The 26,541-nt window shown below is 71.3% G+C and carries 17 protein-coding genes; 8 read left to right on the top strand and 9 right to left on the bottom strand.

The window, feature by feature from the left end; translation table 11 throughout:
• Positions 1-41 precede the first annotated feature (41 nt).
• The 3 genes from ACFYYW_RS01730 to ACFYYW_RS01720 all read left to right on the top strand — a co-directional run bounded on the left by ACFYYW_RS01730 (position 42) and on the right by ACFYYW_RS01720 (position 14,221).
• Positions 42-11,516, top strand: a complete 11,475-nt coding sequence (locus tag ACFYYW_RS01730) for a hemopexin repeat-containing protein (RefSeq protein ID WP_387643819.1) — start codon at positions 42-44, stop codon at positions 11,514-11,516.
• Between the two features lie 18 nt (positions 11,517-11,534).
• On the top strand, positions 11,535-13,049 hold the full coding sequence (locus ACFYYW_RS01725) for a hypothetical protein (protein WP_387643817.1): 1,515 nt from the start codon (positions 11,535-11,537) through the stop codon (positions 13,047-13,049).
• Positions 13,050-13,282: 233 nt separating this feature from the next.
• The gene (locus tag ACFYYW_RS01720) at positions 13,283-14,221 is read left to right on the top strand and encodes a phosphotransferase (RefSeq protein ID WP_387643814.1); all 939 of its coding nucleotides are present in this window, start codon (positions 13,283-13,285) and stop codon (positions 14,219-14,221) included.
• A 132-nt stretch (positions 14,222-14,353) separates the two neighbouring features.
• On the opposite strand, the gene ACFYYW_RS01715 is transcribed toward ACFYYW_RS01720, so the two are convergent.
• Positions 14,354-14,680 carry a hypothetical protein gene (locus ACFYYW_RS01715; RefSeq protein ID WP_387643812.1) on the bottom strand — a complete coding sequence of 109 codons (327 nt, stop codon included), beginning with the start codon at positions 14,678-14,680 and terminating at the stop codon, positions 14,354-14,356.
• Between the two features lie 274 nt (positions 14,681-14,954).
• Positions 14,955-15,311 (bottom strand): hypothetical protein, encoded by a 357-nt coding sequence (locus tag ACFYYW_RS01710; protein ID WP_387643809.1) that lies wholly within the window; start codon positions 15,309-15,311, stop codon positions 14,955-14,957.
• 273 nt (positions 15,312-15,584) lie between these two features.
• Between ACFYYW_RS01710 and ACFYYW_RS01705 the strand changes: the two genes are divergently transcribed.
• Complete coding sequence (locus tag ACFYYW_RS01705; RefSeq protein ID WP_387643806.1) at positions 15,585-17,714, top strand: hypothetical protein; 2,130 nt, start codon at positions 15,585-15,587, stop codon at positions 17,712-17,714.
• 202 nt (positions 17,715-17,916) lie between these two features.
• A complete protein-coding gene (locus tag ACFYYW_RS01700; RefSeq protein WP_387643803.1) occupies positions 17,917-19,056 on the top strand; it encodes a right-handed parallel beta-helix repeat-containing protein in 1,140 nt (379 codons plus the stop codon).
• Between the two features lie 58 nt (positions 19,057-19,114).
• On the opposite strand, the gene ACFYYW_RS01695 is transcribed toward ACFYYW_RS01700, so the two are convergent.
• The gene (locus tag ACFYYW_RS01695) at positions 19,115-19,471 is read right to left on the bottom strand and encodes a DUF4440 domain-containing protein (RefSeq protein WP_387643800.1); all 357 of its coding nucleotides are present in this window, start codon (positions 19,469-19,471) and stop codon (positions 19,115-19,117) included.
• Positions 19,468-20,313, bottom strand: coding sequence for an SDR family oxidoreductase (locus ACFYYW_RS01690; RefSeq protein WP_387643797.1), 846 nt, complete (start codon positions 20,311-20,313; stop codon positions 19,468-19,470). The genes ACFYYW_RS01695 and ACFYYW_RS01690 overlap by 4 nt, the downstream gene beginning before the upstream one ends.
• 71 nt (positions 20,314-20,384) lie before the next feature.
• Between ACFYYW_RS01690 and ACFYYW_RS01685 the strand changes: the two genes are divergently transcribed.
• On the top strand, positions 20,385-21,344 hold the full coding sequence (locus ACFYYW_RS01685; protein ID WP_387643794.1) for an AraC family transcriptional regulator: 960 nt from the start codon (positions 20,385-20,387) through the stop codon (positions 21,342-21,344).
• A 48-nt stretch (positions 21,345-21,392) separates the two neighbouring features.
• On the opposite strand, the gene ACFYYW_RS01680 is transcribed toward ACFYYW_RS01685, so the two are convergent.
• From ACFYYW_RS01680 to ACFYYW_RS01670, 3 genes are read right to left on the bottom strand one after another with little or no spacing between them, the layout of a single operon-like run.
• Positions 21,393-22,196: a hypothetical protein gene (locus ACFYYW_RS01680; protein ID WP_387643791.1), complete on the bottom strand. Its 804-nt coding sequence runs from the start codon at positions 22,194-22,196 to the stop codon at positions 21,393-21,395.
• On the bottom strand, positions 22,187-22,759 hold the full coding sequence (locus ACFYYW_RS01675) for a hypothetical protein (protein ID WP_387643788.1): 573 nt from the start codon (positions 22,757-22,759) through the stop codon (positions 22,187-22,189). The genes ACFYYW_RS01680 and ACFYYW_RS01675 overlap by 10 nt, the downstream gene beginning before the upstream one ends.
• Before the next feature lie 4 nt (positions 22,760-22,763).
• Positions 22,764-23,570 carry a hypothetical protein gene (locus tag ACFYYW_RS01670; protein WP_387643785.1) on the bottom strand — a complete coding sequence of 269 codons (807 nt, stop codon included), beginning with the start codon at positions 23,568-23,570 and terminating at the stop codon, positions 22,764-22,766.
• Between the two features lie 745 nt (positions 23,571-24,315).
• Here ACFYYW_RS01670 and ACFYYW_RS01665 point away from each other — a divergent pair.
• Together ACFYYW_RS01665 and ACFYYW_RS01660 are read left to right on the top strand one after the other, a co-directional pair.
• Positions 24,316-24,987, top strand: a complete 672-nt coding sequence (locus ACFYYW_RS01665; RefSeq protein WP_387643783.1) for an NAD(P)-dependent oxidoreductase — start codon at positions 24,316-24,318, stop codon at positions 24,985-24,987.
• A gap of 31 nt (positions 24,988-25,018) precedes the next feature.
• Complete coding sequence (locus ACFYYW_RS01660) at positions 25,019-25,408, top strand: antibiotic biosynthesis monooxygenase family protein (RefSeq protein WP_387643781.1); 390 nt, start codon at positions 25,019-25,021, stop codon at positions 25,406-25,408.
• Between the two features lie 123 nt (positions 25,409-25,531).
• On the opposite strand, the gene ACFYYW_RS01655 is transcribed toward ACFYYW_RS01660, so the two are convergent.
• Both ACFYYW_RS01655 and ACFYYW_RS01650 read right to left on the bottom strand, forming a co-directional pair.
• Positions 25,532-25,996, bottom strand: coding sequence for a DoxX family protein (locus ACFYYW_RS01655; RefSeq protein ID WP_387643778.1), 465 nt, complete (start codon positions 25,994-25,996; stop codon positions 25,532-25,534).
• A 28-nt stretch (positions 25,997-26,024) separates the two neighbouring features.
• On the bottom strand, positions 26,025-26,483 hold the full coding sequence (locus tag ACFYYW_RS01650) for a carboxymuconolactone decarboxylase family protein (protein ID WP_387643776.1): 459 nt from the start codon (positions 26,481-26,483) through the stop codon (positions 26,025-26,027).
• Positions 26,484-26,541: the final 58 nt, after the last annotated feature.

The following is a 26,541-nucleotide window of genomic DNA, read 5'->3' as shown; positions in this document are numbered from 1 at the left end:
GCCGGACTGCCCTGCGCGCCCGCGATTCGGAGGTTTTTCCCATGCGAGTCGGCGACAGCCTGCCCAACTACCAGCTGCTGTTCGGTGAACTGGATTTCCGGCCGGGGGACGAGGCGCGGACGGTGAACTCGCCGGCGGCCTACCTGGCCGATCTGCTGCGGCTGCTGGACGAGGAGGTCGACGCCGACGGGGCGCGGCTGCACGAGCGGCGGCCCGACATCCGGGAGATCCCGCTGGACGCCGAGCACACCACCACCGAGCTCCCCTACATCGACATCGTGGTCGAGATACTCGAACGGCTGGCGGGCCCGGACCCGTACGAGCGCATGAAGACCATGCCCTTCCCGTTCGACAAGCCGTTCAACCTGGCCTACGAAGAGCTTGGAACGTTCCTGACGAGGCACGACGTCCGGCGGGACGAGATTCCGCGGCTGTTCGGCGCGCAGGCGGCCGAGCTGGCTGAGCGGTTCCTCGGCCTGTCGCCCGAGGTGGTCCGCGTGGTCACGGCCGCCCGGCCGGCGGAGGCCGAGCTGCGGGCGTCCTTCCAGGTGGGAAAGGACGCGGAGGGCAAGACCGAGCAGCTCGGCGTGCTGGCGGACGCCGCGCGGCTGCGCCGGACGGCGGGGCTGTCGGAGGTCGAGCTGACCCGGGTGCTCGGCGCGGCGTTCGTCAGGCAGGGCGGCACGGCCGTCAGCGTGGCCGGCGGGCGGCTGAGCCTGCCGGGCGGCGCCGAGCTGCTCGCCTGGCTGGACCGGTTCAACCGGTTCGTCCGCCTGGCGCGGCGGGCCGGGCTGGCGTTCGAGGACCTGGACCTCGTGCTCAGCGGTTGCTGCGAGAACCGGCTGGACGCGGCGGCGCTGAGCGTGCTGGCCGCGGCCGTGCACGTCAGCCGCTCGCTCGGGTTGCCCATGGACGTCACGGTGAGCCTGGCCGCGCCGATGCCGGCCGAGCTGGAGGTCCGTACGTTCGCCGGGGTCACGGCGGCCGAGGCGCTCGGGATCGGGGCCGCGGAGCTGGAGCGGCTGCGTGCCCGCTTCGCCGAGGTGGTCACCGGCGAGGCCGGCCCGTCGGCGCTGCACCGGGCGGCGCGGCTGATGACCGTGCTCGGACTCACCGCGGACGAGCTGTTCGACCTGCTGCGCCTGCTGGACGGATCGATCACCGTGCCGTTCGCGGTGCCGTTCACCATGCCGTTCGCGACGCCACGCAGGCGGGGCGACTGCAGGCGGATCCTGGCCATGCCCGCGGCGGGGGCGGGGTTATGGCTGGCGCAGGCGCTGCCGCTGGTGGTGCGGTGGATGCGCGACGGCGGGCTGTCGGTTCAGGACCTGGCCGAGTTCGCCGGCGGGCCGGCGCCGGAGGCCGTGCCGGGCGAGCCCGCCGAGGGCGAGGAGGAGTTCGCCGCCGCGCTCGGCGAGGCGCTGGCGCTGGTGGCGCCGGGGCCGCGGATGTTCGTGTCGGACCGGTTCAGCGAGCGCGCGTCCCGGGCGATCTGGGAGGGGCCCGCCGACGCGTACGCGGCCCTGATCGGGGCGGCGCAGATCACGCCGGCCGACTTCGCCGGGCTGGGGCTGGGTGACCGGCTGGCCGTCAAGATCTTCACCAACCTGGTGCTCCGCGGCAACCTCACGGCCGACGGCGAGCTGGTCGAGGTCCCGTCGGAGCTGGCCACCGACTTCTCCGCGTACCGGGACAAGGTGGCCGAGCTGTTCGGCGACCTGGGCGACATGTGCTATCCGTCGCACCTGGAGAAGCTGACCGGGCTGTCGATCGCCCAGCGCGCCGAGCTGTACGACAACTTCATCTACAACGGCTACATCGACGCCGAGGGCGTGGTGCTGGACGCCGCCGTCGGCGAGCTGAACGCCGACCTCGGCGACGTCGCGGCCGACGTCATCGAGCTGATCAGGGCCGGCGGCCAGGCCTATCTGACGGAGCCGCTGAAGATCGAGCTGGGCGCGGCGCCCGACGGGCTGCTGGCGAACCTGAAGTACAACGGGTTCATCGACGGCGAAGGGAACTACCGGGACAAGCAGGCGGTGGCCGAGCTGGCGGCGGAGGACTTCGCGCTCTCCGCCGAGTTCGAGCCGTACAAGGCGGACGTTCTGGCGATCATGCAGGAGCAGGTCGCCGAGCTGTGGGCGCGGGTCTGCCTCTTCCCGCCCGAGGCCTTCGTCGAGATCGCCGAGCCGGCCGTCGGACGGCGGATCATCGACGCGGGCGAGTGGGACGATCCGGTCGTCGAGGAGCGGCTGCGGGCCATCGCGGAGGAGCAGCGGCCCTACCGGCTCGCCCCTGGGTCGCTGCTCGCGCTCGGGCTGGAGGAGGCCGGGGCGCAGGTCGTGCTGGACGCGCTGATCCAGGGCGGGGACCTGGACGAAGAGCTGGCCGTGCCCGAGGATCGCCTGGCGTTCTTCGCCGAGCCCAACAGCGTGGTCGAGTTCTACCTGCCGGGCGTCGCCGACTACAGCGCGCAGGTCTTCGGCCTGCTGAACGCGGTCGCCGTGGCGACCCAGGAGGCCGTCGCGGAGATCGAGGCGGTGCTCGTCACGCAGGAGGAGGCCCAGGCGGCGGCGCTGCTGGCGGTCGCGCAGGACAGGCTGGGCGTGCCCGCCACGGTCGTCACCGCGATCTGCGCCGGGGTCGGCGCCGAGCTGACCGACCTGCTGCAGCCGCCGACGACGGCGTACCGGCGCATCAGGGCGTTCGCCCGGCTGGCCGCCAAGCTCGGCCTGGACGAGCGCCGGGTCGCGCTCGCCTTCGCCGACCTGCGGCTGGCCGGGCGTTACCCCGAGCCGCTGGCGCTGCCCGACCAGGCCGACGGCATCGACGCGGTGCTGGAGAGCGCGGACGGAGACGTGTACGTCTTCCGCGGCGACCGGTACTGGCGCTTCCACGAGGGAACGCTCACCACCACCGCGCCGCTGGCCACGCTCGTGCCGGGTCTGACCCGGGTGGAGGCCGCGTTCCGGCACCCGGCGGGGGCCGACTGGCTGGTGAGCGGCGCGCGGGCGTACGTGCGCGAGCCCGGCGGCACCCGATGGGTGGCCCACGAGCAGGCCTGGGGACGTTTCCGCGACGACTTCGCCGGCGGCGGGAAGATCACCGCCGCGCTGGTGGACGACGACGGGCGGACCTACCTGTTCTGCGGAGACCAGTACGTGCGTTACTCCACCGGCGACTTCGGCGTGGTGGACGAAGGGTTCCCGCGTCCCGCGGCGGAGTTCGGCGAGCCCGGCTTCTTCGGGCGGGACGGCGCGTTCCACGCCTTCGGCGACGAGGCCGGGTTCTGGCGCGGGGCCGGTGCCGGCGACGGCGAGCAGCCCGGCGCGCCGGGGTTCGACGGGCACGGCTTCGACGGGCTGGTGGACGCCGCGTACGCCGACCCCACCGGCGTGTACGTCTTCCGCGGCGACCGCGTCGCCCTGCACACGGCGTCACTGGAGAACGAGGGCGCGCAGGCCGACGACGGCTACCCGGTGAAGATCGAGACGCGGTTCCCCGGCGTGCCCGCCGAGTTCGAGCGCGACATCGAGGCGGCCTTCGCCGACGCGGGCCGCGTCGTCCACCTGTTCAAGGACGGCCGTACCATCGCGCTGACCGGCGACGCGCGGATCGTGCCGACCACGCAGCGGTGGGGGAACATGCCCGCCGCGTTCCCCAGCGGCCGGGTCGACGCGGCGTTCGTCGGCCTGGACGGGCGGACGTACCTCTTCAGCGGCGGGACGTACCTGCGGTACTCCGGCACGGACTACTCGCGCGTGGACCTCGGCCACCCGCGCGCGATCGCCCCCGACTGGGGCGGCCTGACCAGCGTCGACGCCGCCTTCGTGCTGGACGGCGAGACGTACCTGTTCGGCGGCGGCCGGTTCGTGCGGTACTCGACCGCGGACTACGCCAAGCCTGACGAGGGCTATCCGCAGCCGCTGCCCGGCAACTGGTGGAACCTGCCTGACACGTTCGGTTCGACGGTCGACGCGGTCTTCACCTCGGCCGACGGGCGGACGCATCTGTTCCGCGGCGACCGGTACGTCGAGTTCGACGCGCGGCGGCGCTGGTGGTCGGCGCCGCGGAAGCTGTCCGAGCAGTGGGACAGCCTGCCGTTCGCCTCGGTGGACGCGGCGTTCACCGGGCGCGACGGGCGCACCTACGTGTTCTCCGGCGAGCAGTACGTGCGGTACTCCAGCGGCGACTACAGCAGGACCGACGACAGCTACCCCGCGCCGGTGGCCGCCTTCTGGGGACGGACGCGCAACAACCTGGTGCGCACCGGGCGGGTGGACGCGGCGCTGCAGCTGGCCGAGCACACCTATCTGTTCTCGGGCGACCAGTTCATCCGCTACACCGGCACCACGCCCGACCTCGGGTATCCGCGCGCGCTCTCCGACCTGAAGGAGGAGCCGCGGCTGGGCAGGCTGACGGCGGAGCTGGACGCGGTGGACGCGGCCTTCGCCGATCGGGGGAACGTCTACCTGTTCCGCGAGCACACCTGTCATGTGGTGTCCGACGCGCTGCACCGGACGTACGACGTGCCCGGGGTGTCCTGTGCCTTCGTGGAGGACGGGCAGCTGATCGTCGAGGGGCCGGGCGGCTGGCGGCGGCAGGGGTCGGTGGAAGGGCTGGGCGCGGTGAGCGGCCCGGCCAGGCCCAGGCTGCTGCGCGAGGTGCCCGAGCGGTTCCGCGCCGGCCTGGACGCGGTCCTGCGCGGCACCGACGGCGTCACGTACGTGTTCAAGGGCGACGCCTGCTACGACACGCTCGTCGATCGCGAGTACCCGGTCGCCGAGGCGTGGGGCCGGCCGCGCGGGCTCGGCGCGGTGGAGGCCGGGTTCACCGGGCGCGACCGGCGCACCTACCTGTTCAGCGGCGAGCAGTACACGGTGGACGGCGGCCGGCCACGCCCCATCGCCGCGACGTGGGGCGGTCTGACCAGCGTCGCGATCGCGTACGTGTGGCGGCAGGCGACCTACCTGTTCGAGCGGCCCGACGAGAACGGGTTCATGCGGTACGTGGTCTACTCGGGCCACGACTACACCGCGCCCGATCCCGGGTATCCGCGGGTCACCGACGCGTCGTACTGGAACGCCGAGGAGGTGCCCCGGGCGGTGCTGCCGGTGGGCGACTCGCTGGTGCTGCTGTCCGGGCTGACGTACACGCTGCCCGACGGGTCGGCGCCGCGGCCGATCGGCCGGCTCTGGCGGGGCTTCGAGGGCACGCTGACCAGCGCGTACGTCGGCGGCGACGGGGCGACCTACTTCTGCTTCGGCGAGCAGTACCGGCGCTACGCCGACGGCGCCTTCGGCCCGCTCACCCGACCGGCCGGCGAGTCGTTCCGGCGGGTGGACGCGGCGTTCACCTGGGCGGGGCGCACGTACCTGATCAGCGGCGACCGGTACGCGCGGTACTCCACGCAGGAGTACGCCTACGCCGACCCCGGCTACCCCAAGCCCATGTCCCGAAATTTCAGGAAAGAGTTTCCGGGGCTGGCCGAGTCCTTCGAGGACGCCCTGACCGGCGTGGACGCCGCCGTCACCGGGCGGCGCAGCCTCTACCTGTTCATGGGCGGCCGCTGCCACGTGGTCTCGGCCGGGCAGGAGGCGGTGCTCGACACCGCCTTCGCCAGCGGCGACGAGGCCGGTTACCAGGCCCGCTACGAGGATCTCGCCGGACGGACCCGTCCGCTGGGCGGCCCGCTCGACGCCGCGCTGATCGTCGGCGAGCGCACCTACCTGCTGTCCGGCGAGCGCTACAGCCGCTACACGGGCAACGAGTATGTCCGGCCCGACGAGGGCTACCCCCGGGCGATCTTCGCCCGGCTCGCCGACGACCTCGGCCTGCCCGCGCCGCTGCCCGAGGCGTTCCTCGACGGGGTGGACGCGGGATTCGCCGGCCACGGCATCCACCTGTTCGCGGGCCAGACCTACCTGCGGGCCGACGCCCCCGGCACGCCGCCACCGGTGTGGGGCCGGGTGCGCAACGCGTTCGACGGCCCCGTGGACGCCGTGGTGGCCATCGAGGAGGCGGTGTACGCCTTCCGCCGCGACCAGTACGTCCGCTACACGATCGAACCCGGCGGCCTGACGGACGGCGGGCCGGACCCGGCAGGCGTCCTCGACCTGGCCGACCCCGGCTTCCCGCGGACGATCAAGGACGACTGGGGCGCCGTGCCGCCCGCCTTCGAGTCCGGCGTGGACGCCGCCTTCACCCTGGCCGGACGGCTGTACCTGGTGCGCGGCGACACGTACGTCAGCGACGCGGGCCTGGTGCGCACGCTCACCGAGGGCTTCGGCGACGGCGCCGACCACCGGCTCGCCGACCTGTTCACGATCATCCGCTTCGCCGCGCTCGGCGCCGCGCCGGCCGAGGCCCTGACGGCCGCGGACGAGGAGCCGTACAAGACGATGGCGGCCCTGTTCGGCTGGGACGTGGCCGAGCTGATGTGGGCGCAGCGCACCATGCCGTCGGCGTCGGACATGGGCTTCGTGCTGGCGGCGCGCGAGCTGTTCGCGCTCGCGCGCAAGGTCGGCGTGCCGCCGTCCAGGCTGCCCGGCCTGACCGGCGAACGCGACAGCGTCCTGCGGCGCGACGCGCTGCTGTCGGTCGTGCTCGCGGCCGACCCCGGCCTGGCCGACTCCACCGACCTGTTCGACCGGCAGCTCATCGACGTGGACATGGGCGGCAAGGGCGTCACCTCGCGGATCCGCGAGGCGATCGCGGCCGTGCAGCTCTACCTGCACCGCTGCCTGCTGGACCTGGAGCAGGCCCCCGGCCTCGCCGCCCCGGAGACACGGGCGCGGCTGCGCCGCTGGTGGTCGTGGATGAAGAACTACCGGGTGTGGGAGGCCAACCGGCGGGTCTACCTGTATCCGGAGAACTACCTGCGTCCCGAGCTGCGTGACACCAAGACGCCCGGCTTCGCCGACCTGGAGAGCGACCTGCTGCAGAGCGGCGTCACCTCCGCCGGCGCGCAGCGCGCGTACAAGCGTTACCTGGACGAGTACACCGAGGTGTCCCGGCTGGAGATCGCCGGCGGGTACGCGGACGCCGCCCACGCCGGGGCGCGCGACCTGGTCCTGTTCGGGCGTACCCGCAGTGATCCACGGCGCTACTACTGCCGTACGGCCACCTTCCGCGACGGCGACAAGCTGTCGGCCACCTGGCGGCCCTGGCAGAAGGTGGACCTGCGCATCGACGCCGACCGCGTCCAGCCCGTACGGGCCTTCGACCGGACCTTCGTGTTCTGGGCCACCGTCGAGGACCTGCCACCCGAGCGGACCGGCACCACGACCATCGCGGTCGTCGAGTCGGGCACCGGCCAGCAGGTGAGCGCACCGGTACGGCACGCCGTCACGATCTATTACTCCTACGTCAACCTCAACCAGGAGTGGGTGCCCGCGCAGCTGCTGGCCACCGGGTCGTCGACGAACATCCCGATCCTCGGCGTCACCCTCGCGGTGCGGCCCGGTTCGCTGCCCGGCGGCGGCGACCACCAGGCGATCATCGCCTCGTACGTGGCCACGCTGGCGGGCGGCGGCAGCATGGGCACGTCGTACGCGCTCACCCCCGAGCTGTACAGCGTGCCCGTGCCCGGGATCGCCGTGCAGCCGCCCACGGGAGACGTGACGACCATCTTCGACGAGCCGGGCGGGATCGACCCGGCTTCGGTGATCTGGTTCAACCAGCCGGCCGGCTCCGGGACGGGCGAGGGCTCCTGGTTCAGCGTGGACCACAAGGGCGGCAGCTTCCTGTGCCGGCCGATCCTGCCGGCCGCGGGAGAGCCGGCCGCGCTGGCGCCGATCAAGGGGGCCACCGGGCTGCCCGACTGGGTGCGCGTGGACGCCGCTGTCACGCTGCCCGACGGCACGCGTTACTTCTTCACCAACAGCCGGGGCGGCCGGTTCACCAGGATGGCGCCGGGGTCGAACACCGCGGAGCGCGGCAAGTACATCTCCCGGCACTGGGGGCTCACCGAGCCGCTGCGGCCGTGGGACCCGTCGCGTCCGGGAGCCGAGCCGGATCCTGACGCCGAGCCGGACGCCGCGGGTCCCACGGCCGCGCCAGAACCGGCGCGCGGCGGGTCACGCGGCGGGCGGGGGCCGGGGAAGATCGACCTGCCGGTCCGGCACGACCCGCCGGGCCAGCAGGGTGCTTCCTCCGACGGGCCCGGCTGGACCTCGGTGGACGCGGCGTGGGTCGTCGACGACACGTACCTGTTCATCACCAGCGGCACCAGGCTCGCCCGCTACACCCTCGGCCCCGGGTACAGCGTCCCGGAGGTGGTCGACCAGGGATACCCGCAGACGATCAACCACACCGTCGAGGCCGTCTTCCGCGGCTGGGCGATCAGCGACGGCGAGTACGCCAGGGTCGGCGACTGGAAGTGGCGGCCCCTGGCGGGCAACTGGGGCGAGCTGCCCGCCGGGATCACCGGCGCCCTGGAGACCAGCGCCGAGGTGTACCTGTTCGTCGGCGACCAGTACGCCGTGTACGCCAAGGGCGGCGGCCTGCCGCACCCGTACGAGTACACCGAGGTGCCGCACGACATCGTCAGGCTCACCACCAGCACCGCCTACAAGCTGAACCAGCGCCTGCTGGCCGGCGGCGTGCCCGCGCTGCTGGACACCTCCACCCAGGAGACCGACGAGCTGCCCGCCTTCGACACCGGCGCCTCCGACGCCGTCACGATCAAGGTGCGCCCGGAACGGGTCAAGAAGGCCTGGCTGCCCGGCCGCTCCCACCTGGACTTCACCAGCGCGAACGGCATCTACTACTGGGAGATCTTCTTCCACGCCCCGCTGCTGATCGCGCAGGCGCTCAACGCCGCCCAGCGGTTCGACGAGGCGCGGACCTGGTACGAGTACGTCTTCGACCCCACGCGGCCCGGTCAGCCGTGGCGGTTCCTGCCCTTCCTCGGCGCCGACCCGGCCGCGCTGGCCGACGCGTTGCGGGCGTACGGGGATCCGGCGCTCGCCGGCGCGATCGCGTTGCTCGACTCGCTCGTGCCGGTCTTCCGTGGCGGCGCGGCGCTCACCGACGAGCAACGCAGGGACCTCGCCGCGCTGGCCGCGCTGCCACCGGGTGAGGAGCTCGCGATCGCCATGGAGCTGCCCCGCGTGTACGACGCGACGGGCGACGTGGACAGCCTGCGGGAGGCGTACCGCGACGATCCCTTCGACCCGCACACGATCGCGGCGCTGCGGCCGGTGGCCTACCGGCGGGCGGTGGTCACCGGGTACATCGACAACCTGCTCGACTGGGGCGACCAGCTCTACCGGCGCTTCACCCCGGAGAGCGTGGACGAGGCGCGGATGTTGTACATCTTCGCCCACGACCTGCTCGGGCGGCGTCCGCAGGAGCTGGGGCCGATGCCCCTGGACGCGGCCATGGGCTTCGCCGAGCTGGAGAAGGTCTCGGCCTCCGACGAGCTGTTCGGGGAGCTGGCCAGGGTGCATGCCAGCATCGGGCACCCGTACTTCTTCGCGCCGGTCAACACCACGCTGCTCGGCTACTGGGATCTGGTCGCCGACCGGCTGACCAAGATCAGGGCGTCGCTGGACATCATGGGCATCAGCCGGCCGCTGCCGCTGTTCGAGCCGCCCATCGACCCGATGACGCTGGTCGCGGGCGCATACGCGGGCGAGCTCGACGGCGTGAGCGTCACGCCGGCCGCCGAGGTGCCGCAGCACCGGTTCGCCTACCTGTACCGCAGGGCGCAGGAGCTGACCGACCGGGTCTGCCAGTTCGGGGCGAACCTGCAGGACGTGCTGGAGCGCCAGGACGCCGAGGCGCTCAGCCTGCTGCAGTCCACCCAGGAGTCAGGCATTCTCGAACTCACCCGCGCCGTCAAGGCGGCGCAGATCACCGACGCCGAGGAGACCCTCGCCGGCCTGCGGACCGGGCTGGCCGGGGCGCGGGCGCGCATGGCCCACTTCCAGCAGGTGATCGACGCCGGTGTCACGCCGCTGCAGGTCGCCCAGCTCACCATGATGGCCGCCGCGTCCACCGCCCACTTCACCTCCAGCGGCCTGCGGATCGGCGCCTCCGCCGCGCACGGCGCGCCGCAGGTGCTGGTCGGCCCGTTCATCATGGGCACGATGGCCGGCGGCGACGAGATCGGCGACGCCCTGGACAGCGTCGCCGGGATCGCCGAGTCGCTGGGCGAGGGGCTGTCGGTCCTGGGCGAACTGCTCGGCGTGCGCGCGGAGCAGGAACGGGCCATGCAGGACAACCAGCTGCAGCTCGCCATCGCCACCAACGAGAGCGCGCAGATCGAGCACCAGGTCACGAGCGCCGAGGCGCGGCTGGCCATCGCGCGGCGCGAACTGGACATCCTGCACCGGCAGATCTCCGACCAGGAGGCGGTGACGGCGTTCCTGCGGGAGAAGTTCACCGGCGCCGACCTGTACCAATGGATGTCGGGCCGGCTGGCCGGGCTGTACTTCCAGACCTACGGGATGGCGGCCGACCTGGCCCGTGCCGCCGAACGCGCCTACCAGTACGAGCGGGGCGCCACCGGCGGCGTGATCACTTCCGCGCACTGGGACAGCAGGCGCAAGGGCCTGCTCGCCGGGCAGCTGCTCGCGCACGACCTGGACCGGCTGGGTCAGGCGTACACGGCAGGGGACGGGCGGCGGCTGGAGATCACCCGGCAGATCTCGCTGCTGGAGCTGGATCCGGTGGCGCTGTTCACGTTGCGGACGACCGGCAGTTGCGAGTTCGCGCTCACCGAGGGCTTCTTCGACCGCGACTTCCCCGGCCACTACCGCCGCCAGATCCGCACCATGGCCATCACGTTCGTCGGCGCGGACGGGGCGACGCTGCCGCTCAACGCCACACTCGCCCAGGTCACGCACCACACCCTGCTGACCCCGGACCCGAAGGGCGTGCAGTACCTGCTCACCCCGACCGGCACCCCGCCGAGCAGCGTGCGTACCGACTGGCGGGCGGGCCGGCAGATCGCGTTGTCGCAGCCGCCCGAGGGCTGGGAGAACAACGGCCTGTTCGAGCTGCGTTACGACGAGGACCGCTACCTGCCGTTCGAGGGCACGGGCGCGGTCTCCGCCTGGCGTCTCACCCTGCCCGGCCTACGTTCCGCCGACCACCCCGCCGGTCTGCACGACGCCAGGATCACGCTGCGGTACGAGGCGGACCATGGTGGCGAGACGTTCGCGGCCGGGGTGAAGGGGCTGCTGCGGCCGTACGACGCGGCCCGGTTCATCGACGTCGCCGCGGAGTTCCCCGAGCAGTGGGAGTCGTTCACCGACACTCTCACCCTTCCCCTGTCCCCCGCCCTGCTGCCGGACCTGTACAGCCCGCAGATCACGGGCATCTACCCGGTGTACGACCCGGCCACGCCCGGCGCCGCCCAGTTCGCCGTGCACGGCAACCCGCTGGTCGACGGCCGCCTCCTGCCCACCCCCGGACTCCCCGCCACCGCTCCCCTGGTGCTCGCCTTCACCGGTGACCGCTCCGCCCTGGCGGGTCTGCGACTCGCCCTCCTCTACCGCGCCCGCTGACCAGGACGGATCACGACCATGAAGAGAAAAGCCAAGACGCTGGCCCCCCCGAACACCAAGAAGGCGAACCAGAACCAGGGCGACTTCCACCCCAACCGCGTGCCCATCACCATCGACACGGACACCGGCCCCGGCCCGACCGGCGGCGACAAGACGCCGGTCACGATCACGCCGGTCCTGACGACGGACGGCGAACCCGGCACGATCACCAAGCCCAAGCAGTCGTTGTCGTTCCTGACCCCGTCCATCTCGCTGACGACCACGACCCTGGACATGGACCCGCCGAAGCCCGCCGAGAAGCAGAAGCCGTCGAGTGACGAGCTGCGCACCGGCGCCCTGGAACTCGCACAGAGCGTCATGGCCGGCACGGAAGAGGGGTCGTCGTCCTACGACTACGCCCAGCAGATGCATGACCTCGTCACCCTGGCCGGCACGCAGACGATGAAGAAGTTCTCGCTCAAGCAGCTGACCCTGATGGCGAAGATTCTGCTCAAACGGCAGACGCAGGCCGTCGAGGGCCCCGACCCGACGGTCGACGAACTCACCGCGACGGTCCGCGCCTACCTCCTCGCCGTCCGCCCGCAACCGGAGCCGTACGTGCTGCCGGGGGCGAAGAAGAAGGGCATGGACTCCGTGCCCGCGAAGCAGCAGGTCGCCGAGACGAGCGCCTGGCTGGACGAGGCGCTGTCCGTCCTCGACCGGGACGGCTTCGACGACGGCCGCAGGCTGGAGTGGATGCGGGAGAACATCGACAGGCTGCTGAGGGCGATCGACGAAGGCACGGCCACCGTCGAATGGGCGGAGCTGCGCGGCTACATCTTCCAGATCAACAAGACGCTGGCGGCACGCAGCAAGTACCTGCTCAAGGACGTCGAACTGCCGATCACCATCCCGAACTCCAGCAAGGGGAGATCGGTGGACAGCATCGAGCTGGTCTTCACCCGCGGAGAGCCGGAGCCCGCACTCTGCTTCTGCGAGTACAAGGGGTACGGCACCAACCAGACCCCGACCGAGGATTTCGTGAACGACTTCGACGCCCAGCTCGACGACTACGTCAAGAAGCTTCTCCTGCCGAGCCAGGTCTGTCACCTGCGTTACGTCTTTCCGGACGCGGCTCCCGACTGGGTGCACTCCAGACTCCGCGCCGCCGCCGAGAAGCTGCAGGCCGCCGGGAAGAAGGTCTACATCACCGAGGGATCCGGCACCAGGATCGTCGGGAAAGAGAAGGACTTCTTCGGCAGGTCGGCGAAGTCGGGCATCATCACCACCACCTCCATCGACACCCCCGTCACCCAGGCGCCGCGGCAGAGAACCGTCTCGACCCCCAAGGCCGTCGTCAAGGAGAAGGTGGCCACGTCCAAGGAGAAGCTCCCGGCCAAGAAGAAGGCGCAGAAGAACAAGCAGATCGCCGTGCAGGGCAATCTGGATGGCTTCGTGAAGACCACCAAGGTGCACCCGCCGGCGTCCACTCCCCCGCCGGGCGACCGTCCTCGCAGCACGTCGACCGTCCTGACCAAGAACCCGTGGACCTGAGATCGCGGGCCGCGGCACCGGCACCAGCACCAGCACCAGCACCAGCACCGGCCCGGCAACAAACCGGATGCGCCGAACCAGCCGGGTGGTGTTGCATACCGACGTGACCGTACTTCTGCGAAGGCAGCCGCCCGCCCGCGGGCGCTGACGCGGCACCGGCCACCGGACGAACCCCGCGACCGCATCCCCCTGCGCCGCGCACATCAACTCCAGCAGGGAGAGGCGCCGAACACGTGAAGGACACCGAGATCCCGCGGGCGGTGGCCGCGGCCGTCGACACGGCCGCGGAGTACGGCCTGGGCGCCGACGACGCCGCCGTGCTGCACAACTCGAACCGGATCGCCGTCCGGCTGCGGCCCAGCGGCGTCCTCGCCCGGGTCGCGCCCCTCGCGCACCGCCCGGACTTCGAGGTGGAGCTCGCCCGGCGCCTCGCCGGGACCGGCAGCCCGGTGGCGGGTCTCGATCCGAGGGCCGAGCCCCGGGTCCATGTCCGCGACGGCTTCGCCGTCACCCTCTGGACCTACTACGAGCCCACCGCCGCACCTGAGGACCACCCGCCCGCCGCCTACGCCGACGCCCTGGCCCGGCTGCACGCCGGCCTGCGCCGCATCGACTCGCCCGCACCGCACCTCGCCGACCGCGTCGCCGCTGCCGCACCGCACCTCACCGACCGCGTCACCGACGCCGCGCCGCACTTCACCGCACCGCCGTTCACCGACCGGGTCGAGGACGCCCTCCGGGTGGTCGTGGACCCCGCGGTCAGCCCGGACCTCGGCGCCGCGGAGCGCGCCCTGCTGACCGGCACCCTCCGCGGAATCAGCCGCGCGATCCTGGACCGCAACCCGCGGCAACAGCTCCTGCACGGCGAACCGCACCCCGGCAACCTGCTCGCCACCGTGGACGGACCGCTCTTCATCGACCTGGAGACCGCCTGCCGCGGCCCCGTCGAGTTCGACCTGGCCCATGCCCCGCAGGACGTCGCCGCGCACTACCCGGGCGCCGACTCCGGGCTGCTCGCCGACTGCCGGATCCTCAGCCTCGCCCTCGCGGTCTCCTGGCGTTGGGACCGCGACGACCAGCTCCCCGACGGGCGCAGCAGGGGCCGGGAGTGGCTCGCCGAGCTGCGAGCCCACCTCGACCACCGCGAGCACGCCGCCGGTGGCGGCCACTGAGCGGCGCCCGTGGGCGCTGGACCGGGAACGCCCCACCGGCGCTGCTTCCGACGGCGCCTCCGGGGACGGCCCGGCCGCGGGCCGGCCCCGGGAGGCGCACGAGTCACGCTTGTCAGCGCCGGTTGCGCGGACTCAGCAGGGCTTCATCCCTCTGACGCCCGCCCAGCCCGCGATGACCCGCGTCCTTGACACGGTCCCTCCGCCAGGAATGGTGAGACACGGCTCGTCCGTGGTTCCGGCGATGTCCAGCTTGCGCTTGACCGTGTAGGCGTGGCAGTTGCGGATCGTGTAGTAGACGATCTTCAGGGGCCCGCCGGGCACGTCGCCCGTCGTGTAGCTGAGACCGCACGGCGCCGTGACGGCGGCCTCGGCAGAGGCGGATGCCGTCATCGTGAGGCTGCCGGCGAGAGCCGCCGCCGCGAACGAGGCGGCCCATCTGATTTTCCTGGTGCTCTGCATGGTGATTCTCCCTTGGTGTTCTCAGGCGGCCGGCGGCTTCGCCGACGGCCGAGAGCGTCAATCGCCCGGATGGCGCTATTGGCCGGCCGCCGCGATCGCGTCCCGGGAAAGGAGATCATCGCTTGACTCGAACCGTAAAGCCATTCCACAGAAATGACCTCAAATGCAAATGGCAAGGCCTGCGACCTGGCCCAACACAATTGCATTGCACATGCAATCGCGCGGGAGGAGCGGCGCCGGGACGCGATACGGTGGAGATGGAAAATGCCGTGAATTACCCATCGAGAACCAGGAGGTCGAACAAGGCATGGTCGGAACCAATCGGACACCGGGGGCGGAAGATGATGCGATCGCCGAGTTCTTCGGCCGCTTCTTCGGGTACGTGCAGGAGGCAGCCTGGCGCTCCGAGCAGGGAAAACGCTGGCAGTCCCGCCGTGACGCCGACGGGAAGCCATTGGACGTCGACCTGGCCAGGGCGCTGGACCTGAGCGCATCCACGATTGGACATTGGCGCAAGGAGCGGCATTTCCCGCGCCAGACATTGATCTCTTCCGTGCTCGTCCGGGCAGGGCTGGAAGTCGAGCACCCCGAGCACGCCGCCTTCCTCGACCTCGCGCGCCGCGCTCACCATGCGTGGACAATGCGCGGAACCGCCACCGCCGGCCCGGCGAAAACCGTGCTCGCCGAATCCAGGGTGTCCGACACCGTCGCCGTCCCCATTCGCAGCGCCTTTGTCCCGATGGCCACGGGCAGAAATGAAACGGCGGACACCGCACGTGATATGAAGGAGGAGTGCGAATCCGGCCCGCCGGAGGAAAGGTGTCCGGAAATGGCTGCGTCTTCCCCTGATCTCGCTCAGGAACGATGTCGCCCGGGCCCGGACGACGTTGACCTGTCAAGGATCGTGCCCGAGGGCGAGGATGGCGTCCGGCTGGCCAAGGCGGCCAACGCGCTGGCGAGAAAGCTGCGGGTGCAGTGGGAGGACGAGGCGGCCGATCGCGGCTTGGACAACCCGCCGCCGATCCCCCCGCGCTGGGTGCGAACCTCCAGGCCCGTCGCCAGCCGGTTGCGCGTGGCCCTCGACGACCCGCGGCGGCCCCGCTTCACGCCGCTGCCCGGCGTCCGGCAGGCGACGGCACAGGCGGTCGAGGGCGGCGGGCTCGCCGGGTTGTTCGACCTGTACGCGGGGCTGGGCTCCGGCCGCATCGTCGTCATGGGTCACTACGGCACCGGCAAGAGCGCGACAGCCATCCTGTTACTGCTGGAGGCGCTGGATCACCGGGTCCGCCTGACCCCTCAGCAGGCCATGGGCACGCCGGTTCCGGTGCTGCTGAACGCCTGCGACTGGGATCCCCGGCGCCACAGTCTCAGCGACTGGTTCGCCCGGCAACTCGCCACCGCCTACGACTTCCTCACCTCCCCCGAATACGGCCCGGACGCAGCGGGCGAACTGGTCCGCCACGGCATGGTCTCGCTCCTCCTCGACGGCTTCGACGAGATGGACGAGCCTCGCCAGATCGAGGCGTTGCACCACGTCAATCGGCAGCGCCGTTCCTTCCGGCTCCTGGTGCTGGCCCGCACCGACGACTTCAGCTCCGCCGTACAGGCCAGGACCGGCCCGCTGCACGGCGCCGCGGCGGTGGAGCTCCTGCCGGTCGCGGCCGAGCAGGCGGTCAGATATCTACAGGACCACCAGCCCGACCGGCTCGCCGGCGACGACGACGCCATGAGCCGACTGATCGGCCGTCTCCGACAACACCCCGACGACCCGGTCAGCCAGGCGCTGGACACGCCACTGACGCTCACCCTCCTGCGGGAGGACCCGCAGGCCGCCGCCGGCCTGCTCCGGCCAGGCCACTTCACCACGCGCGAGCAGGCCGAGGACTTCCTGCTCGATCGCGTCGTTCCCGCCACCTACCCGCCGCACCGGTCCGGCCCTTCGGCGGAGCAGGCTCGCAGGTGGCTCAGCTTTCTGGCCGCCCGGATGGGCCGCGGCGACCTGGCATGGTGGCAGATGCACCACTGGGCGCCGATGTGGGAGCGCTGCCTGATCAACGCCCTTGCCGGAATGTTGCTGACGAGCGGGATCGGCGCCGTGGTGTTCGGCCCGATCGGGCAGTACACGGTCGCCGGTGACACCGGGACGGCGTTCGGCGTGTGGTACGGCGCCCTCATGGGCGGGTGTTTCGGGTTACTGGCCGGCCTGGTCTCCGAACTGCGCGATCCCCGCTCCGGCTGGGCGGACAGGCTCGGCGCCGCCTTCGGTGGACGGCCCGCCCGGCCGCCGCACCGACGGCCTCGCCCGGCGTTCAACGCCGCAGCCGGGTTGGCGATCTTCGTGGTGGTGACCATGGCCGTGGGCAACCAGAGCGCCTACCCGTACGGCCTGGCCGCCGGGATCGTCGCGGCGGCCGTCGCCGGGCACGCGGCCACCCGCATCCGCCCCACGTCCGGCGCCGGTTCCCGGTGGAGCAGGCTGCGTCCGGGCGGCGTCGACCTGCTGGCCGCCGCGGCCATCGGGGGGCCGATCGGGCTGGCCTACGGCTTGAGCAAGACGCCGCTGCACGGAACGTTCGCCGGGCTGATCGCCGCCTTCGGGTTCGGGCTCATGGTCGCCGTGGCCCGTCCGATCGCCGACATCGACACCCCGCCCACTCCCCTCATGCGCTGGCGCCTGGACCGCCGGCGCGCCCTGCTGGTGGCGTGCAGCGCCGCGATCCCCATCAGCATGGCGCTGGGCTTCCAGAACGGCCGCGCCCACGGCGTGCCGGCCGGGATCGTCACCGCCGCCGGGTTCGGCATCATGATCACCCTCGGTTCCGTCGCGGCGATCTCCGACATCTGGCGTACCGGCCTGCTCTTCGCCCAGCTCCGCATGCGGCGGCTGTTCCCGCTGCGCGGGATGCGGTTCCTCGAAGACGCCCGCCGGCGTCATGTGCTGCGCACCGCCGGAGCCAGATACCAGTTCAAGCACGACCGGCTCCGAGCGACCCTCGCCAACGGCAGCCAACGCTCCGATCCGCCGCCGCGCTGACGTTCGCCGGCGGACAGGACGAGCCCCGGCACCACCTCGAGCGCCGCCCTGCAGCCGCGCTTGGACCGGTGCGATGCGTTACATCTGCGGCGGCCACAGTTTTCCCACTCGCCGGTCGCGATCGAGTGACTCCTGCACATGGATCATCTCGCGCATGCTTCTGATCACGACCCCCTGTTCCATGGACTGACAGGAGATCATCATGCCCGGAGCACCCAAGGCGGCGATCGCCCGCGGGGCGGCCGCGTGCCTGCTCCTCTTATCGGCCACCCTGATGTCGGCGAACCCCGCGGAGGCGACCACCACGGCGGTGGCCTGCGGTGACGTCCTGACCACCGACACCACGCTCACCGCCGACCTGACCTGCCCGGCCGGCGCCCTGACCATCGGGGCCGACGACGTCGACCTGGACCTCAACGGCCACACGATCACCGGCTCGGGCACCGGCAACGGGCTGAAGGCCACCGGCAGGCAGGGCACCACGGTCCGCAACGGCACGATCACCGGCTTCACCTACGCGATCTACATCGACTACGGCGGCGCCGTCCTCACCGCCACCGACGTACGGCTGCTCGCCCCCGTCGACGTCTGGCCGGGCACGGTCACCTTCACCGGCACCCGCAAGGACGCCTGCCTGCTGTCCGGCATCAGGCTGGTCGACGGGCTGCTCACGGTCGACCGGTGCACGGTGACCGGGCAGACCGTCCTGGTGCGCAGCTCCGGCTCGACGATCCGTAACAGCGCCCTGACCGGCGGAACCCTCACCGTCAGCGCCACGGACCGGGGCGTCTTCACGCGCAACGTCTTCGACGCCTTCCCCATGGGCCTGTCGAACGACAGCCGCCGCAACCTCGTGCAGGGGAACGTCTTCAAGAACTCGCCCACCGCCGGCATCGGCGCCGGCGAGACCTTCCTGCCGCAGGACGCGAACACCATCGAGTACAACCTGTTCACCGGCAACGACATCGGCCTGCACTCCAGCTCCATGCTGAAGCACCTCATCGTCCGCAGGAACGTGTTCAACGGCAACAAGACCGTCGGCATGTTCGTGGAGAACTCGTACGGGAGCAACCGGGCCGGTCCCGATCCCGTCTCCGACAACGTGTTCGTCGGCAACGGCCACAACCCCAGTGGTCTCGTCGACCGTCAGGGGCAGGTGGTCCAGGGCGGCATCCACCTGGCGTCGCGCCTGGCTGTCATCCCGCCGGTCACCTTGAGGAACAACGTCGGCACCGGCAACGCCGGCCATCTGATCTGGGCGCCCCCGGGCACGGTCGCCGACGGCGGCGGCAACCAAGGCCCCTGCGGCCCCTCCCCCAACCCCGACCTGACCTGCTGGTGAGGCCGTCGGCGGCCGCGCCGGCCAGGCGCCGCGCTCCGCCCCCGACCTGCACCGGACGTCACGGGAGCCAGGTCTCGTGCAGGTGCAACCACGTGGCGGACTGGAGGACCACTGTGGACTGCCGGGTCCGGTCCGGCTGGACCTCCTGGTAGGTGGCCGCCACGAGCGCGCCGTGGGAGGCGACGATCCGTACGTCGCGGATCTCGATGGTCAGCCCGGGCGCCCGGCCGTGGAGCGCCTCGACCTCGGCGAGGACCTGGTCGCGGGTGAGCGTCCGGCCGGCGGGGGTGATGAGCGTGAAGCCGGGGGCGTGGGCGTCGGCGAAGCGGGCGAACTCCTCCGGCGCGGCGACGCCGGTCAGCCAGCGTTCGACGACCGCGTGGTGGCGGACGATCTCCGCCTCGACGTCGTTCACCGGTTCGCCCAGGGCTGGGCGGCGATCCAGGTGCGCAGCGGCGTCAGCCGCAGGCCCAGCAGATCGGCCGCCGCGGGGTCGGCCGCGAACAGGTCGCGGTCGGCGGCGGCCCAGCGGTAGGTGGCCGCCACCGCGGCGGCCGTCGGCGCGCCCAGCGCCCTCGTCAGGCCGGACTCGAACTCGGCCGGATCCTGCGCGGCGTAACGGGCGCCGAAGGCGGCCGCCAGCTCGTCGCCGGTCACGACGTCGGGGCCGCCGAGCCTCAGCACGGCTCCCTCCAGATCGTCACGCACGAGCGCGGCGTGCGTGGCGGCGCCCAGGTCGTCGTGCGAGAGCCAGGGCACCGGCAGGTCGGCGGGCAGCGGGTAGCGCAGCACGCCCTCGGCCGCCAGCGGCCCCGTCACCCACGGCGCGGCCAGGTTGTCCAGGTAGACCGGCGGGCACAACACCACGACGGGCAGCCCGGCCGACCGCAGCGTCCGCACCGCCCGGCGGCGCGTCTCGAAGGCCGCCACCCGCGTGGCGGCCTCGGGCAGCCGGTTGGCGGTGTTGAACACCAGCCGCCGCACCCCGGCCGCCAGCGCGGCGTCGCGCACATGACGGACGTGGGCGGCCACCGTGTCCGGCTCGTAGACCATGGGCAGCGTCACCGAGGCGTGCGTCACCCCGGCGAAGGCCGCCTTCACCGCCTCGGCGTCGCCGAGGTCGCCGGCGACCGGCTGCACTCCGTGCGGCACCCGGCCGCTCCTGGTCAGTCCGCGCACCGTATGCCCCTCGGCGACGAGCCGCCGCGCGACCGCGCCGCCCTGGGCGCCGGCCGCGCCGATCACAAGAAACGTCATGACGGACAGCTTCCAACGAGTCGGCGATACGCTCTATAAAGCGAAATATCGGCTTCTTTAAGGATCGTCCGGTGGATGGTGACCTGCTGAGCGCTCTGCTGGCCCCGCTGCGGCTGGAGGGCGTCTTCCACAGCCGCTGGCAGGCCGGGTCGCCCTGGGGCGTCGCGGGCGAGGGCGAGGACTGCGCGCTGCTGCACTACGTGCACGAGGGCACGTGTGCCGTCGAGTTGCCCGGCGCCGAGCCCGTCCTGCTGCGCGCCGGGGAGCTGGCCGTCTTCCCGCACGGCAGCGCGCACCGGCTGGGCGACCGGCCGGGGCGTCCCGCCGTGCCGCTCGCGGCCGTGCTGCCCGAGCGGCCGCAGGGCGGCGTGAGCACCGTCGAGCTGGGCGGGCCAGGCGAGCGGACCGTCCTGCTCTGCGGCGGGCTGCACTACGACCGGGCCGCCATCTCGCCGATCTACCGGGCGCTGCCGCCCGTCCTGGTGCTCGACCGGGCCACGCTGGAACGTCACGGGCTGCTCGGCGGCACCCTCGGACGGCTGGCCGGCGAATGGGACCTGGCCGAGCCCGGCGCGACACTGGTCGCCCTGCGCGCCTTCGAGCTGGTCTTCGTGCTGGCGTTGCGGGCCGCGGTGGGCGAGATGGCCGAGCTGCCCGACGGCTCGCCGGTCCTGCGGGCGTTGCGTCACCCGGCGATCGGGGCGGCGCTGCACGCCGTACAGACGAGGTTCGCCGAGCCCTGGACGGTGGAGTCACTGGCGGCCGAGGCCGGGATGTCGCGCTCGGCGTTCGCGGCGACCTTCCGCGAGCTGGTCGGCGAGGCGCCGATCCGGCACCTGACCGCCCGCCGCATGCAGGAGGCCGCCCGCCTGCTGAGCGAGACCACGCTCGCCCACAGCCGGATCGGCGAACGCGTCGGCTACCACTCGGCGGTCGGCTTCCACCTGGCCTTCCGCCAGCAGTACGGGACCACCCCCGGCGACTACCGCCGCCGCACGGCCCCCGGGACACACCCGGCCCAGCCCACGTGACACGGCCCCCGGCCGATCCTGGAGACGCCGGCTTCCGCGGCTGCAGTACTAGGACGCCAGGCACATGGCCGCCAGGGGATAGGCAGGCGCGAAGCTCAGGAGGAAGTTGTTGAGCCCCATGGTGGCCGCCACCCCGGCATGGAAAGCGAGCCCCGCCCCCAGATAGGCCAGCGTGAGCGGCTCGACTCCGAACAGCACCATGAAGAACGATGCTTCGAACACGATGACTCCCCAGCCCAGCAGGCGGGACAGGCTGCCGTGCCGGGTCAGCACGCCGGCCAGTGCCGGCATCCCATAGCGCTCCGTGCTGAGAATCCCGCAGATCGCCTTCCCTGAACGCCACTCCTCGCCGGAGAGCTTGGCCATCCCAGCCACCACGAACGACAGAACCAACTGCCCGGTCACGAACCACAGACCCGCGGAACGAACCGCCGGAATTCCCGATTGGGCGAGCAAGGCCCCCGTGCAGACGATGATGAGCATCTGGTCGGCGCCATCGGCGCCGTAGCCGCACCGGAGCAAGGAGAACATCAGAAGCGCGAGGTTGAAGAACAGCAGGGGGCCGACGAGGTGATCGGCACCCCATGGAGTCACTGTGAGCGCCGCGCCCGACGCGAGGCGGCCGACGATGCAGAACGAGAGCACCCGGTCGGATCTCAGAAGGGGACGAAGGGCCGTCCACACAGAGCCGGGCCTGCCCGGTTGCTGCAGCAGGACGATGTCCCCGGACATCACCCCGTCCGCGCCGTACTCCTTGCGGATTACCCAGTCCTCACCGGCCCGGATCAGTCCCGCCAGCCCGATCAGCGAAACCGACAAGGGAAGGGCCTGCGCAAACATCGCTACGTCCACGCCTGCCTGTCCTCCTGAGCGTCCTGGCGATCCCCGAGCGTGTGAAATCCGGAGACGAAGACGATTTCCAACTGACGGCTGCGCCCGTCGCGGCGAGCCAGGGCGAACTGACGGGCTCCTACCCCAGGACCGACGGCAAAGGAGCAGACGTGGTTGAGCAGCAGCAAATACGGAACCGTCAGGAAGAGGGATTCGGCAGCCATGGATCTGGCGGCGATCCCCTCCTGCAGGAGCACGGACTCCGCGTCCGATATCGCCTTTCCCGGCCGGCTGTGCGGATTCCACGCCATCCGGCGCAGCCAGTGCAGCTTCGGCGGTTCGGCTGCCGTTCGCCACGGCGAGCAGGTTCCGCCGGCCAGACGGTCTCGATAGAAGAGAAAGGTGTCGCTGACGGCAGGACGCGGAGCGAAGAACGACCAGTTCGGAATGAATGACCAGACCCGCCTGGAGGCGAAACGGCTGCCGATCAAGCGTTCCACGTAGGGGATGTTCACGGCGACGGTGGCCAGGTACCAACCGGACAGCACTGTCCAGGCAAGCCATCCGAGGATGTTCTCGGCCACGGACTTACTGCTGAAGTGTGCGGGTCATGAGCTCCAGGCGCGCTCGGACAAGTTCACGAACGGACGCCTCGGGGGAGATCGTACCGTTGCGGATCTCCTCTTCCAGCCGAGCAAGCAGGGTGAGGTCGGGGCCGCACGTCCGCGTCCTGGCCGCGTCTTTGGCTGCCTTCTCGACGATCGCGCAGACCTCGCGCGCGGTCCGCGTCTCGTCCGGTGTCAGCACGCCCAGGTGGATTTCCGAGATCGCGGACGGAATTCGGGAGACCATGGATCGCTCCATGTCCGTGAGATACGGCGGACGCCGGTACGCCACGTACTGCAGGTGTGGACCGGCCTCCTCGCGTTTATGGTATTCGACGACCGAGAACAGGTTGTCGTCGAGCTCTCCGCCGGTCCACGAAATGGATACGGAGCCCAGGAGCTCGGCGTCCGGCAGGATCTTGTTACTGGCGAGCGTTCGACCTCCGTAGCGGATGTCGAATACGCAGTCGGATTGTCTCACGAGCTGCAGCAGGTCGAAGTTCTTGGAGGGCGTGATGGAACGCCTGCCGTCCAGTTCTCTGCGCAGCTCCGCCAGTACGGTCAGATCCGCTGCCTCAAAAGCCCGGGACAGGCGATCCAGGACCGTTGTGTCGCGGGCGAAATACACCACGACCGTTCCGGGAGGCGGGGTCAGATCCACATCCGACCGGTCGCCGAAATCCGAAGAGAACTCGCGGACAGGCAGTAGCACGGGACGTAAGAAGCGTTCGGCAAGGTCCATGCGTAGACGTTCTGCAACCACGAAGGAATCTTTGGGGGGATGCGCCATGTCCTTCTCCGTTTTCGGCTGGTCCCGATCTCGAGGCGTCCCGCGCGGTGGTGGCGATTGGTGCGGTTGTTGTGCGCGCGGCCTGTCCACGTCAGGGTCAGTGTAGGCAGGGAAAGGGCGATGTTGAAGGGCCCCCTGACCTTGGCGCCGGTCCGCATCTCGCCGGGCTCTCTTGCGAGGTCGCAAGAGGACCCGAAGCTCCTCGAGACGGGCATCGCGAAATGATCAAACCGTCTGTCAGGAGTTTCTCTCTTTCGTCATCGTCTGATCTTTGACACTCGACGATGGCGCCATTGATAAAAGTGAGATCGTTGCAGGACGAATGTGGCCCGCACAAGTGCGGTTCCTCCTCGACGGTGCGGAGTTCGCGCTCGACGCAGTCGGACAGGACGGCCGGCGCCTCCTGGTAGGCCGCCCCCGGCCCGGGATCAGCGGCACCGGCCGGCCGTGAGTCCGGAGACGCGGGGGACGTGATCATTCCCGCTGTCACATTTCCGCCGCGCGCCGGGTCATGGAGGCGGCGGAACGGGCTCGGCCGCCGGCACCTCGCGGAGCGTCGCTCCCGGGAGTCGTCACCTTCGCCGTGCCCGCCTCGTCGTACAGGCGAAGACAGAACGCGAGCAAGTGGGTGTCCATATATGTCAGCGACTGGGGCGTCTTCGAGGCGGTCCCGCCGGCCGCCGCCCACGCGCAGGGATCGCCTGCCTCGGCAACCCCCTTTCCACGAACCCGGAGGGATTCGTCCATGAAACTCACCGTCTTCGGCGCCAGTGGCGGCGTCGGCCGGCATTTGCTCGACCAGGCTCTGGCCGAGGGGCACGACGTCACGGCCGTCGTACGGAGTCCGGCCAAGCTGGACGGGAAGCCGGTCCGCGTCGTGCGGGCCGCCGACCTGGCCACGGCCGACGTCACGACGCTGCTGCCCGCCGTCGAAGGAGCCGATGCCGTTCTGTCGGCGCTCGGCCCGCCGAACAACGCCGCCGCCGGGGTGGCCTCCAGGGGCACCAAGGCGATCATCGCGGCGATGCAGGCCGCCGGGACCCGCCGGCTGGTCGTGGTGAGCGCCGCCCCGGTGGGCACCACCCCCTCCCCCGGCCGGCCCAACCCGCCCCGGCACGACCCCGGCGACGGGCCGTTCCTGCGCTACGTGGTGTATCCGATCGTCAAGGCCGCGCTGCGTCCGCAGTACCTCGACCTGGCCGTCATGGAGGACGCCGTGCGCGACAGCGGCCTGGACTGGACGGTGCTCCGGCCGGTGCAGCTGACCGACAAGCCGGTGACCGGCGCCTACCGGACGGCGGTGGCACAGAACGTGCCGGGCGGCCGGTACGTCTCACGCGCCGACGTGGCCCACGCCATGCTCGCGGTGCTCGACCGGCCGGAAACGGTCGAGCAGGTCATCGGCATGGCGAACTGACCCTCTCATCACCGATCACCAGGGAGAAATCATGAACGAAGTTCCGATCACCCGTACCGAAACGCCGGTCGACGAGCCGATCACCATGATCAACGCCTTTACCGTCCCGGTGGCGGAGTCGGAGACGTTCCTGCCGCTGTGGAGGGAGAACGCCGAGATCATGGCGCGGCAGCCGGGATTCGTCGGGGCGCGGCTGCACCGATCGTTGATCGACGACGCCGAGCTGCGGTTCGTCAACGTGGCCCACTGGGAGAGCGGGCGGCAGCTCGAAGAGGCGCTGGGCAGACCCGAATGGCAGGAGAGCGCGCAGCGGCTGCTCAACGACCCCGGCCTGCACATCACCGCGCGGCCCAGCATCTACGAGGTCGTCGTCGACCTCCAGCCCTCCCGCGACGCAGGCGCCGCACCAGTGACGAGCTGAAGACGGCGCCGCGGCCCGGGCATCCGCCGAAGGACATGCGGGTGCCCGGGCCACGGTGTTGTGCACGGCAGGCTTCACGGCCTGGCCGTGATCACGTGTTTGATCACGGCCAGGCCGGTTTCTCTACCGAACGGTCGACGCGCGTCCCACCGACGGGCTCGGCTCCGCGCGGACGCTCCGGTCGTCGAGAGGGTGGAGAAGGTCCCGCCAGTCCGCCGGCCAGTTCGCCAGCGCCACGCCGATCATGATGATCAGGTGCAGCGGCGCCGACACCTCCTCGTACAGGGGGGCGACGTCGATGAGGTGCGTCGTCACCGCGCCGGTCAGCACGAACACCAGCCCCGCCGCGCCGATGAACCTGACCCGCCGCCGCGGGACGAGCATCGTCAGCCCGAAGACGAGCTCCAGCGCGCCGACCACGAACCGCATCCACGGCGGCCAGCCCCAGTCCACGAACTTCTCCGCGTAGGCCGGACCGAAGAAGGTCGGCCCGGGCCAGAACTTGGTGACGAAGCCGACGAAGAACGACGCGGCCAGATACCAGTAGAGGACCGTGGCGAGCCGTCGCGGCCAGGTGCGTACGGTCATGAGTCCTCCGTCGTGTGCGCCATGCGACTCAGCCCCACTTCTGGCCGGCCAGCTGCCGGGTGGTGACGTTGAGCCGGTTCGCCAGGTTCGTGACCGCGACCATCAGGATGATCGCGGCCAGTCCCGCCTCGTCGTAGTGCCGGGCCGCCTCGTCCCAGATGTCGTCGGGGACCGGGTCGCTGCGGTCGGCGAGCCGGGTGGCGGCCTCGGTGAGGGCCAGCGCGGCCCGTTCGGCGTCGGTGAAGTACGGCGTCTCCCGCCAGGCGACGACCAGCCCCGTCCGCTCGTCGCTCTCGCCGCTCTTCCTGGCGCTGCGGACCCCCGACTCCACGCAGGGGCCGCAACCGTTGATCTGGCTGGCGCGCAGGTGCACCAGCCCCAGCGTGGTCTCCGGCACGCCGCCCGTACGGGCGGCCTTGAAGAGCTCCTGGATGGGCGCCATCGCCGCCGGCAGGACGGCGGCGGGATTCTTCATCCGTGTCTGCATGTGTTTCTCCGCTTGATCGGCTGGACTTCCGCCCTGATGACGCGCCGCGAGGGGAGGT

The sequence above is a fragment of the Nonomuraea sp. NPDC001831 genome (assembly GCF_042892035.1).
In the GTDB taxonomy this organism is placed as follows: domain Bacteria; phylum Actinomycetota; class Actinomycetes; order Streptosporangiales; family Streptosporangiaceae; genus Nonomuraea.
The sequence above is the reverse complement of the archived record's forward strand: the minus strand, read 5'-3'. Positions and strand labels throughout refer to the sequence as shown.